Origin of the sequence: Armatimonas sp., assembly GCF_031410135.1 — a bacterium.
Lineage (GTDB): Bacteria > Armatimonadota > Armatimonadia > Armatimonadales > Armatimonadaceae > Armatimonas.
The window spans coordinates 1-11,449 of the sequence record NZ_JANNYP010000067.1; the positions used below are offsets into that span (position 1 = coordinate 1).

Annotated in this window: 10 protein-coding genes; 8 read left to right on the forward strand and 2 right to left on the reverse strand. The window is 45.2% G+C overall.

The features are described from left to right. Positions 1-431 (forward strand): hypothetical protein (locus RMO15_RS02365; protein ID WP_309707452.1); only part of this gene is annotated, 431 nt, incomplete at its 5' end. Between the two features lie 71 nt (positions 432-502). Here RMO15_RS02365 and RMO15_RS02370 read toward each other — a convergent pair. After that, positions 503-1,378, reverse strand: a complete 876-nt coding sequence (locus RMO15_RS02370) for a hypothetical protein (protein WP_309707454.1) — start codon at positions 1,376-1,378, stop codon at positions 503-505. 85 nt (positions 1,379-1,463) lie between these two features. Here RMO15_RS02370 and RMO15_RS02375 point away from each other — a divergent pair, with 85 nt between their 5' ends. The 7 genes from RMO15_RS02375 to RMO15_RS02405 all read left to right on the forward strand — a co-directional run bounded on the left by RMO15_RS02375 (position 1,464) and on the right by RMO15_RS02405 (position 10,648). After that, positions 1,464-1,838, forward strand: a complete 375-nt coding sequence (locus tag RMO15_RS02375) for a recombinase family protein (RefSeq protein WP_309707456.1) — start codon at positions 1,464-1,466, stop codon at positions 1,836-1,838. A 512-nt stretch (positions 1,839-2,350) separates the two neighbouring features. Further along, a complete protein-coding gene (locus RMO15_RS02380) occupies positions 2,351-3,463 on the forward strand; it encodes a hypothetical protein (protein ID WP_309707458.1) in 1,113 nt (370 codons plus the stop codon). Beyond that, entirely contained in the window at positions 3,463-4,407 is a 945-nt protein-coding gene (locus tag RMO15_RS02385) for a hypothetical protein (protein ID WP_309707459.1), read from the forward strand. Before RMO15_RS02380 ends, RMO15_RS02385 begins: the two co-directional genes overlap by 1 nt. 108 nt (positions 4,408-4,515) lie before the next feature. Beyond that, the gene (locus RMO15_RS02390; protein ID WP_309707461.1) at positions 4,516-5,895 is read left to right on the forward strand and encodes a DNA (cytosine-5-)-methyltransferase; all 1,380 of its coding nucleotides are present in this window, start codon (positions 4,516-4,518) and stop codon (positions 5,893-5,895) included. Beyond that, the gene (locus RMO15_RS02395; protein WP_309707463.1) at positions 5,874-7,421 is read left to right on the forward strand and encodes an ATP-binding protein; all 1,548 of its coding nucleotides are present in this window, start codon (positions 5,874-5,876) and stop codon (positions 7,419-7,421) included. The genes RMO15_RS02390 and RMO15_RS02395 overlap by 22 nt, the downstream gene beginning before the upstream one ends. Positions 7,422-7,446: 25 nt before the next feature. Continuing rightward, entirely contained in the window at positions 7,447-9,645 is a 2,199-nt protein-coding gene (locus tag RMO15_RS02400; RefSeq protein WP_309707465.1) for a Z1 domain-containing protein, read from the forward strand. Between the two features lie 19 nt (positions 9,646-9,664). Then, a complete protein-coding gene (locus RMO15_RS02405; protein ID WP_309707467.1) occupies positions 9,665-10,648 on the forward strand; it encodes a PD-(D/E)XK motif protein in 984 nt (327 codons plus the stop codon). Between the two features lie 73 nt (positions 10,649-10,721). Here RMO15_RS02405 and RMO15_RS02410 read toward each other — a convergent pair whose 3' ends face one another. After that, positions 10,722-11,033 carry a hypothetical protein gene (locus tag RMO15_RS02410; protein WP_309707468.1) on the reverse strand — a complete coding sequence of 104 codons (312 nt, stop codon included), beginning with the start codon at positions 11,031-11,033 and terminating at the stop codon, positions 10,722-10,724. Between the last annotated feature and the right edge of the window lie 416 nt (positions 11,034-11,449).

Sequence of the window (11,449 nt, forward strand, 5' to 3'; positions counted from 1 at the left end):
CTGGAATCCCGCTACCGGAAGCGGAGATGCTGGCGGAAGGCATTGCCAAGGACGGTGGAACGCTGGAGCAGCTACAGCATGCCGTGGGGGTTGCCAGCACATCAAAGCTTCGATCACCTGCCGGGTTCATCCGCGCCGCCGTCCGCTCGGCAGTTCGCGGGGCAGCCTATCTGCTCCCTGATGGTAAGCCGACTCATGCCAGCGACATTGGCCAGCGCCCTCAGCGCATCGTTAAAGCCCTTCGCCCTATCCCAGCAGACTGGCTCCCTGGGGTATCACACGACCAAGCCCGCAGCTTCTGCAACGAGGCAGTCCGGCTCCTGCGGCTGGCAGGAACTGCACTCCCCTCCGACAGTGAGATTCAAGACATGGCACGGCAACTCTGCCAGCGCACCAGGTTGGCCGGAGAAAACATAGCATGGGGAAAGTGATAGCACTGATAGTGCCGTCACAACAAATGACTCAACGAGAAACGTACTTCCATCATTCACGATGATAGGAGTTACGCGGCCAGTAGTTCTTCCCAGGATTCCACTTCGGCAACGCGATCAATCCACTCGTGGAGCCGGGGCAATGCGGCTCGTTCTAGAATGCCTTGAATGGACGTATCCGGGGTCCCAAAACGGCGCGAGCCGATGCGGACGAGGGTATCTTGCGCTTCTTGCAGCCGCCCTTCTAGGCGACCCGTCACAAGCCCTTCGGCCTTCCCATCGGCTAAGATTTTCTGATACGTGCTTGATTCTCTCATCTGTGCCACCACCTTCCCCAAAAGCGCTTCGGACTCACCGGCATCGAACCGCAAGCCCGAGAGTAGATACGTGCTCGCCCAGAGCTCCTCACTCTCATTCTCGGACGCTTCCGCCCGAACCCTCTCATCCATCCGCTTGACAACCGCCTCAGCAGTCGTTCCGCTCAGGTCAGACAGCAGAGCCAGCGGCAAAGTTGCCAGCCCACCCGCTAGGATCGTTTGCGCAGCGAGTTGCCAGAGCCGCACCACACAGTACTCAAAGTGCAGATACACCGAGCTGTCAGGGCGTCTTAGTTCAAGCACTCCTGTCAGACGGGGACTATCGGCATCGGGGCGTAGCAAGATTGCATAGCTTAGGGTCGCCCTACGTGTCTTCATCACAGCGATCCCGTTGTAGCGCAGAAGCCGCTCCGGAACCGCCGCGCCGTCGTGACCACTCTGGAACTCGATGTGCGCCACGTAAGGCGTTGCCGTCTCGACCTCGATCAGACGATCTGCCTCGGTGGAAACCGTAGCTAGATCGGAGTCAATCACCTGACAACTAGTGAACGGCAATTCCAGAAATCGGAGCCAGTCATCCGGGCCGAAGTCCACTAGAACTTTAGTCGTCGCATCAAACGGAGTCGCCATTTATAACCTGTATTGTACCTCCACTGCGCTGAAGGTACTGACAGTTCTTCGCTGTAGAAGCTCCATCAGGCAGGTACAATCGGGTATGGGAAAGATCATTGGCTATGCCCGAGTGGCAAACAGCGAGTCCGATATCGAAGCGCAGAAAGCTGCCCTGAGTGCAGCGGGCTGCACTCAGTTTTTTGAAGACGTAGGCTCCGGCAACCTACCAGGGCTTGCAAAAGCCTTAGCCACCCTCTCCCCTGGCGACACGCTGGTGGTCAACGAGTTGTCGCGCCTCAGTCGCTCCAGCACTCGCCGACTAGAGATACTTGAGGAGCTGCAACTCCGAAGGATTTTTCTGAGTAGCCTCAGAGGAGAGGTGGACACGACAAAGAATCCAAGCCCAGTGTTTTTTCGCCTTGAACGTCTGGTCGAGGAAATGTACGCCCCGATACTAGGGCGCGGAGGCGAAGATTGAATGCCTGACGCCCCATGTGGTGCGACACACGTTCACCACGAACCTGAATATTGTTTTGGTGACGGAACTGGCAGGCCCGGATCGTCTTGAGACGATCCGGCGATACTGGTTGCTCAGCGAAAAAGATAAGGATCAAACCGTAGCTGGGCTCATGATCCATCAATAGCTCTGGCCTTATTTTTTGGGAAAAGCACCTTAATAAACAGAAGACGGCGCTGGCACTCAAGAACGGCACTACCCGCTCGGTCGCGGAGATTTGCCAGATTCTGGGAGTTTGCTACAACACCTGATACAAGTTCATTCAGATTGATGAAGGCACGACCTCGAAAGCGGCGCGAGCACCACGAAGCGCAAAAAGCCCGCGTCGCCAGTTCCAGGGGAGAAGATGATGCAGAAGCAAAAAGAGACTTCGTAAGGTAAAATTCCGCAGGCTGCGTTAGTAAAATCGGCGGTTGTGTTTAGGTTCGCCTGACCTCTTCCAAAGAGTAGCTCGCCGCAGGAATACTTTTAAAATGCAAAGTGCCTCAAAATTAGAATACGCCAAGATAAGTGATCTGTACCTTGATCCGAAAAATCCACGTCTGGGCAGAGAAGTAACTCTGCAAAATCTATCTCAAGATCAAATTCTTGAGACCATGCAGGGCTGGGCTCTTGAAGAGTTGGCTATCTCCTTCATAGAAAGTGGCTTCTGGATTCAAGAATCCCTGATGGTGATTCGTGAATCATATCAGGGAGTCGAGCAGCTTGTCGTTGTTGAAGGTAACCGCAGACTTGCTGCACTCAAACTGCTGCACCGAGCAAAGTCGGGTCACCCCGTTTCAAGAAAGTGGGCTACGATTGCTGCCAGTGCATCTCAAGAAGCCATGGATCGGTTGGCTGTAGCCCCCTATCTCTTGGCTGACTCAAGAAGTGAAATTCAGGCGTATTTAGGCTTTAGGCATGTATCTGGTATCAAGGAATGGGCTCCTGCAGAAAAGGCAGAATTTATCGCCAAACTCATTGACGAGGAAGGTCTAACCTATACACAAGTCATGCGGAAAATAGGTAGCCACACTGAAACGGTTCGACGCAACTACATCTCCTATCGAATTCTTCTGCAAATGGAGAGTACTGACGAACAGATTTCGATCTCAAGCGTTGAGAATAAATTTAGTGTTTTATTTCTGTCCCTAAGAACCTCCGGAGTCCAGTCGTACCTGAGTATCGACATTGAGGCCGAACCTGATAAAGCAAGGGTGCCGGTGCCTAAAGACAAGATTGAGCACTTAATTCGATTTGCAGAGTGGCTCTTTGGGACGGAGAAAAAGCCCCCATTGATAAGCGATTCACGTTATGTGGATCAATTTGGTCGCGCACTAGAAAGTATTGACGCAGTTGCATATCTTGAAACTAGTGAGCGTCCAATCCTCGAAACAGCATTTCGGATAGCTGGTGGGGATCAAGAAGAAACAATTAGTCTTGTTGAAGGAGCGGCCTACAGTATCAGGCAGGCTCTGGGAACAGTACATCATTACACTGACGATACTCGTCTTCAGAAAGCCATTCAACGCTTAGGTAAAGATGTATTACAGGTTCTAAAATCATTCCCTGAAATTCGCTCTGAGCTTTTGGGAAACGAAAAATAATGCTAACATTACCACAAAAGGGCTTTGCAAGATCAATCAAAAAACACAACATAAATACTTCAATCATGGCTGACTGGATTGAGTCAAGCATAGTATTTACTGATGAAGAAGTATCGAAAATTGAGATTATAGATATTCTCTGCGAGAATGAGTATTATGAAAGTCAAGATTTTGCAACTGAACAAGTAGAGATATGCTGGTCAGAAATTGATAGACGGGCAAGTTGGATGGGATCAGGCAGTCCAATAATTGTGGATGGCCTAAAAATAAGAAAATCTCTAGATATTAATAATATAGCTCATAGTTTTTGCTTAATGTTGTCTCGTTCAGACTATTATGACAAATGGTCAACTCAGTTTGGTACTGATTTTAATGAACAAGGCAACCTATTTGAAGATTTGACATGTCAATCACTCAGTGTTCATGGCTGGAAGATTTACCAGACTGGATGGGCTAATGCAGTCAAGAATAAGATTTCAGATAGCGAAACTACGGTATTCAGGGGTCTGATTGCCAATATCGCAGGAATATTAAATGAATCACCAGGTGGAAACATTGAAAAATGGATTAACGACAAAACGAATGAAGCAGGTCTTGACATAGTTTCATATAAACCATTTACGGATGACCGACCTGGCATACCAACATTTTTCGTACAGTGTGCGAGTGGGGCAAAATGGAAAGAAAAGCTTAAGGAGCCTGATCTTGCGTATTGGAGCAAGATGATTGATTTCTCTATAGTACCCCAAAAAGCCATATCTATACCCTTCTCTCTTGATAGTGACAATTTAAGGCGCGATACGAATCGTTATGAGGGCATGATTATCGATCGGTACAGAATACTGTCAGCAGGCTCTACAGGTATAAACTGGGTTACAGAAGCACTCTCCGAAAAAATAACTGCATGGCTAGAACCTCGGGTCAAGAAACTCCAAACCTTATAGGTACAGGCTGATTAAGCAATCAAGTAACAGATACACAAAGGAAAAGAAAAAAAGAATGATGATTGGTTTTCAAAAAAACAATAGCTTCCCTGGATGGGTTGCTATTAAATGAGATTTATTGACCTCTTTGCAGGATTGGGCGGATTTCATGTCGGCTTGACAGCACTTGGCCATCAATGTGTTTTTGCCTGTGAACTCGATGAGCAACTTCGGTTACTTTATAAACAGAATTTTGATATTGAACCAAAGGGTGACATACGCCAAGTCTTAGATGAAGAGGTTCCTGAGCATGATATTCTTTGTGCAGGGTTCCCATGTCAGCCATTCTCAAAAGCAGGTGAGCAACAAGGGTTTGATCATCCTGAATCTGGTGATTTATTCACTGAGCATATACTTCGAATAATTCACTTTCGTAAACCTCTATATATTATTCTAGAAAATGTACCAAATCTTGAAAAACATAATAATGGTAAGACTTTCGAAAATATTTTATCTGCTTTAAGGCTAGAAGGGTATGACCCACATTTCAGGCACTTTTCCCCTCACCAATTTGGAGTGCCCCAGCGACGGGAACGTCTCTTTATTATTGCTAGCCGCTCGCCATTGGAGGATTTCAATTGGCCAATACCCATAAAGAATCAACAACCATCAATAAAGACAATTCTTGAGCCTAATTCTCAACCACCACTAAGACCTTTATCTGATCAGGTTACTAGATGCCTTGACGTCTGGCAAGAATTTCTCCAGGCATTTCCATCCGATAAGGCGTTTCCATCTTTTCCTATATGGTCAATGGAGTTTGGAGCTGATTATCCATATCTCGAGCAATCACCTTCACAAGCGGGCTTAGAGAACCTCCGTGGCAAATTAGGTTGCCACGGAACCCCCTTAGTAATCGATGACGAAATACTTCTTGATCAAGTATTAAAGCAGTTACCTTCCTATGCTAAACAAGATAAATTCCCTGACTGGAAAATAGATTTTATCAAAAAAAATCGTAAGTTATACTCAGATCATAAGGAATTGATAGACGCATGGATGCCGAAGATACTTCAATTTCCACCGAGCCTCCAAAAATTTGAATGGAATTGCAAAGGCGAAACGCGTGACATATGGAAATATGTCATTCAATTTCGGGCCTCAGGTGTCCGAGTGAAGCGACCGACTACTGCACCTTCCCTGGTAGCTATGACCTCTACTCAGGTTCCCATTATTGCATGGGAAAAACGCTATATGACTCCAAAAGAGTGTGCATCCTTACAAAGTTTACAAAGCCTCAAAAACCTTCCCATTTCCAGTAACCAGGCTTTCAAGGCACTTGGCAATGCTGTCAACGCCCACGTTGTTGAACTAATTGCCGCTGCACTCATCGGCCCAAAAGTAACAGAAAAGACAAAATGCGATTGCGATCAAAACGATAAATGTGCATGTGGTTCTAGCCAAACTATAGATGTACAGGTGGAACAATGCCAGAAAAAAATGTCGTAGATAAAGTCAATATCAGGCCAGGTGTTAGCATCCTTTCTGTGTTGCGCCACCTGAATTATAAACCTTGGTTTGCAATCGCTGAGTTCGTTGATAATTCCTTACAGAGTTTTCTGAGCAACAAAGAAGCAATAGATGCTATACATGGCAAACCCGTCAAGTTAAGAGTCCATATTGACCTGGACACGACTGATGGTGGCCGCCTTCAGATCAGAGACAATGCGGCTGGAATAAGCGTAGCCGACTTTCCGCGAGCATTTCGCCCAGCAGAGGTACCGCCTGATCAGACTGGCCTGTCAGAATTCGGGATGGGAATGAAGAGTGCTGCTTGTTGGTTTGCTAGCCATTGGTCTGTTCGAACGTCTGCCCTGCATGATCCTGTGGAGCGAACTGTATCCTTTGATATAGAAAAAATTATTCAAGACAAACTTGAAGAACTAACTATCAGCTCTCGACCAATAGGTGCGAAGGCACACTTTACTGAAGTCACACTGACAAACTTACACAAACAGCCTCTTGGAAAAACTGTAAGTAAGATCAAAGAGCATCTTGCAAGCATCTACAGGATTTTTATTCGTAATGGAACACTTGAACTCATCTACAATGGTGAAAAATTAGTATATCCAGAAGTTACTATCCTTATATCCCCTTATCATAAAAAACCAGATGACGGAGTTCTTGAATGGCGCAAGGAGATTGACTTCGACTTTGGCAAGGGGCTGAGTGCACGCGGATTTGCCGGTATCAGAAAGACGGGAAGTGCCTCCGAAGCTGGCTTCGCGCTTTTTAGGCGTTGTAGGCTTATCCAAGGGAGTATTGATGATACCTATCGCCCCACCTTTATCTTTGGACAGTCAAATGGATTTGTCTACCAAAGGCTCTTTGGCGAATTGGAGTTAGAGGGATTTGAGGTTAGCCATACTAAAGACGGCTTCAGATGGGAAGAAGATGAAGAAACGTTCCTCGAGCTACTGAAGGAACATTTGGACTCACATCCTCTCCCTCTACTTGATCAATCAACAGGCCATAGGTCTCGCTTCACTCCCACAGAACTAGGGGCAGGAGCGCATCAGGCTACTAAGCGCACTGCTAAGACAATGGAGCGTGAACTTCCAGAAATCGTTCAGGAGCTAGAAAAAACTCCAGACGAACAGCCGCCACCGAAAGAACTTCCTGACATAATCACTTATGCTCAACGTGAAATTGAAATATCTTACGATAATCAACAATGGCTAATCACACTAGAGCTAACAGGAGACCCGGCAGTAAGCGACTGGCTGAGTCTGAGTGATGGTCAATGTTCAGTATCAGGAAACGAACTACGAAGGCTCGGTATTCGCTTATCTCTTGCCCACCCGTTCATGGAGCAATTTTGCGGAACATCGGTCACGGATATTGAACCTCTACTCCGCATGGCTGTAGCCGTTGCACTGTCTGAGCTACTGGCACGCGACAGTGGAGTTAAAATGGCAAGTACATTCAGACGTAATATCAATAAAATCCTAAGAGATGCGCTATCTAAGCCATAGTTATGAACTATACTGGAGAACAAAAATGACATCAGAAATTATTGAGATCCTCCGACCTCAGCAAACCCCAGGCTCATTATGGGAACCAAGAGTCGGCAATGAGTTACTCACTCTACTAAGTAACTTACACCTCAACGATTCGGCTAAGGAGGTTTTCGCGCGTGAAACAATCTCCATCGTGAGTAGATGCAATTCTCCTACCGGCCAGAGTGGGAACAGAACGGGTCTCGTTATTGGCTATGTACAAAGCGGTAAAACAATGTCGTTTACCGCAGTGACTGCCCTTGCTCGAGACAATGGATTTCGCTTAGTAATTCTACTTTCAGGAGGTACTGTTAACCTTAATAACCAATCAAACGTCCGGGTGAAACAAGATCTTGGTGTTAATGATCGACGGGTCTGGAGAACTTATGAGAATCCGAAAAATTTACCTCAAATCCGTCAGGGAATTGAATCAGCCATTCATTCGGATAGTAGTGCGTCTGGACTGATTGAGAGGCCAGTACTTATCACTGTTATGAAGAACAGTAAGCATCTAAGCAATCTTATCGAATTGTTAAGTTCATTAAACCTAAAAAACGTTCCTGCCATTATTATTGATGATGAGGCTGACCAAGCAGGCTTAAATAATCTTGTAAAAAAACAAAAAGAAAGTCCAACATATTCAAAAATTGTATCAATTCGAAAACTTATTCCGAATCATTCTTTTTTACAATACACTGCCACGCCACAGGCATTATTCTTAATAAATCTAATTGATGTCCTATCTCCTAGTTTTGCTGTAGTGCTAACTCCAGGCGCAGATTATACAGGTGGTAGGGTATTTTTTGAGAAAGATCTCGATCTTTTGGAGCGGATTAAGCCCGAGGAAATAGGAACTAAAGACTTCCCCTTAAGTGCCCCGCCATCGAGTTTGATAGAGGCGATGCGGATTTTCTACATTGGTGTTGCTGCGGGGTTAATGGAACATCCGGGCAGTAACGATAATCGATCTATGATGGTGCACCCATCTAAGGAGACTATGCAGCATGCTAGTTATGCAAAATGGGTAACATCGATCAGAAATAACTGGCTAGAAATTCTGAGTCTTTCAGATTCAGAGTTTGATAAACATGAACTTCTTGAAGAATTTAAACTTTCATATAATAAACTCAAATTGACTGTTGATGATATTCCAGATTTTGAAAAACTTATCAATTTCTTAAAACCTGCTATAGAAACGACAGTAATAATGGAAGTCAATGCATCACGTGGTAAAACGCAAAATCCTGATTTTAAACAAGACTACTCACATATTATCGTTGGTGGTGAGGTGCTAAATCGGGGATTTACCATTGAAGGGCTGACTGTTACTTATATGCCGCGAGGAAAAGGTGTAGGTAATGCAGATACGATTCAACAGCGCGCCCGCTGGTTTGGGTATAAAGCGAGCTATCTTGGATACTGTCGAGTTTATTTAGAAGATCAAGTGCGCACAGCGTATGAAGGATATGTAGCACATGAAGAGAATGTCAGAAAACAAATAGGGGAACATCAAGCCACTGGCAGGGCACTTCGCGATTGGCGAAGGACTTTTTTGCTTCCTGTAGATATGCGTCCTACTCGTAGTGGTGTAATTGGCCGTGAGTACATCCAAGGTAAATTTTCAGATAGTTGGTTCAATCCAAAAGCACCACACGATTCAGAAGAAGCAATCACTGATAATCGCCTTTATGTACAAAATTTTCTTGAATCCCTTACGCTCGTTGCAGATGAAGGCCACCCAAACAGAACTGAATACCAACGACACCTAGTTGCAAAATCAGTTAGCTTATTAACAACATATGAAGATTTCTTGACTAAGTTACATATGACTCGTGCTACTGATTCTATAAGATTCAATGGGCTACTGTTGCAAGTGAAAAATTATCTTGAACAATCAAATATAAAAGCAGAAGCAATATGTAATATATACTATATCAGTGGAGGTAAACTTCGAAGGCATCAGTTAAATGATGAAGACGAAATTCCAAATATGTCTCAGGGAGCCTACCCCAATAATAATGGAGCAATTTACCCCGGTGATGACCATCTTGAAAAAAGTAACGAATTGACAATTCTTATTCGCAACCTCCAAGTGTCAAAAGATGGGGAAATAGTGGCCGATAATGTTCCCGCAGTATCAATTTGGGTACCTAAGAAGATAGCTGCTGAGTGGTTGTCACAGCACAATGAGGTGGCATAAAATGCTATCCCCGGATCTAGTGCAACTTTTCAATAACCTTCAGATAATCACTGACGGAGCATCAACTCGATTATCAGCATCTTTAGTGCCCGGTTATAATCTTTATCGCATAGGAAAAGATCAGTCAGGAAAGCCCTGTCTCATTATTTCTGTATCGGATATTGATCATAATTATTCATATCATCCAATATCACTCGAGCATGTCATCATTAATCATGGATACCAATGTCGTATTATTGATTCAAATGGAATTTCAGAAGAAGGGAAATTTTCGATTATACAGTGCATAAGTACAGATCCTTTGCTGCAAGCATACTTTTTACGCGTTTGTTCTGTAATTATACTACTTATTGGAGAAAATCCGAATACTAGTGTGGTTAGTAATGCGGTAGATAAAATAGCAACATTATTTTCTGCACTTTCTTCTCCTCCAAAAAATTCATTACAAGGTTTATGGGCAGAATTATTTATTATCTCTCAGTCATTTTCACCATCTATTCTCGCAGAAGCATGGCATATTACCCCTGAAGATCACTTTGACTTTGCGCTTGGGAATCAGAGAATAGAGATCAAGAGTACAAATGGATCAATTAGAAGACATTCATTTTCTTTAGAACAATTAATTGCACCTGTTAAAGGTCAGATAATAATTGCTTCATTGTTCGTACAAACATCTGGTGCCGGAATATCGATAATTGACCTATTGGATATAATATCAAAATCTCTTTCCTCTTTACCTGGGCTTCAATTCAAAATAGAGCAATCTGTCGCCGCAACGCTTGGAGATAGTTGGCGGCTTGCTAGTGATGAGCGATTCGATATAGAGCTTGCAAAACAATCGTTACGTTTTTATGACGCAAAAAACGTACCGTCTATCCCACCTGATATACCGCCTGGAGTTAGTAACATTAGGTTCGTGTCAGATTTGACTAATGTAACACAAATCGATCTGAACGTGTTTTCAGGCAAAGGCTCACTTTTTAGATCGGTTAAGAAACGATAGGTTGTTTTTACTCATCGACGTACAAGTCATAGTAGATGTAACATTTTTAGTTCTCCATTATTTTGAGCAACTATCAAGGTGATCTCCGCACCGGCGAAGGGATCAAAAGCAAGTCTGTACGTGAGAAAATCCCCCTACCATCGCGCTCGGCTTGCTCCAAGTTCCGCCGGATCATCGCCTGAATCTCTTCGACTGTCGCTTCTGCACTTGGTAGCTCCCACCATTCAGCCAAAGGTAGTCCCGTTTCTGGGCCAAGCTTACAGCCCTCAGGAAGCTCCATATGCGTATCTTGCGCCGCCGTCAGCGCGTAGTCCTGGGGCGAACCATCGAAGCGAATCGGGTTTTGGCAAGCGTCCAGAAGCGCCTGGTATGCATCCGCGCTCATGTGCCCCGTCTCAATCTCGCTTCGCCGTCCAAACACGTCCACGCTGTAGAGCTTTTGTCGGGCAGGAAACAGCAGGCGAGTGGCAGATACCAGATCCTTAGAGCTGTGCTGGTCTACCTTCGATTCTGATCGGTCTGTATTCGATTCAGAGCGGGAGAAAGCAACCTCCCTAAGGGGGCTGCTCTCCCGTGTCTGAATCCCTGACTTAGAAACTCTTTTGTCTAGAGTTTCTTTTGTAGTGTCAAATCTACGTACACGCTCCGTCTGACACAGTGCCGGATCATCCAGCGCGAGTCGCTGCTGGTGATCTGGAGGGTAGTCTTTCATAAGTCCCCTCTCTGAAACCACTGGTCGGCAAGGCGATAGTAGAGACGTGTACGCGCCAACTTGCGCTCGTGGGCGCTTGTAAGGGGGTC

Excerpts from the sequence above, each read along its gene's own strand:
- RMO15_RS02370 (WP_309707454.1), bottom strand. The coding sequence starts at position 1,378 with ATGGCGACTCCGTTTGATGCGACGACTAAAGTTCTAGTGGACTTCGGC.
- RMO15_RS02375 (WP_309707456.1), top strand. The coding sequence starts at position 1,464 with ATGGGAAAGATCATTGGCTATGCCCGAGTGGCAAACAGCGAGTCCGAT.
- RMO15_RS02380 (WP_309707458.1), top strand. The coding sequence starts at position 2,351 with ATGCAAAGTGCCTCAAAATTAGAATACGCCAAGATAAGTGATCTGTAC.
- RMO15_RS02385 (WP_309707459.1), top strand. The coding sequence starts at position 3,463 with ATGCTAACATTACCACAAAAGGGCTTTGCAAGATCAATCAAAAAACAC.
- RMO15_RS02390 (WP_309707461.1), top strand. The coding sequence starts at position 4,516 with ATGAGATTTATTGACCTCTTTGCAGGATTGGGCGGATTTCATGTCGGC.
- RMO15_RS02395 (WP_309707463.1), top strand. The coding sequence starts at position 5,874 with ATGCCAGAAAAAAATGTCGTAGATAAAGTCAATATCAGGCCAGGTGTT.
- RMO15_RS02400 (WP_309707465.1), top strand. The coding sequence starts at position 7,447 with ATGACATCAGAAATTATTGAGATCCTCCGACCTCAGCAAACCCCAGGC.
- RMO15_RS02410 (WP_309707468.1), bottom strand. The coding sequence starts at position 11,033 with ATGAGCGCGGATGCATACCAGGCGCTTCTGGACGCTTGCCAAAACCCG.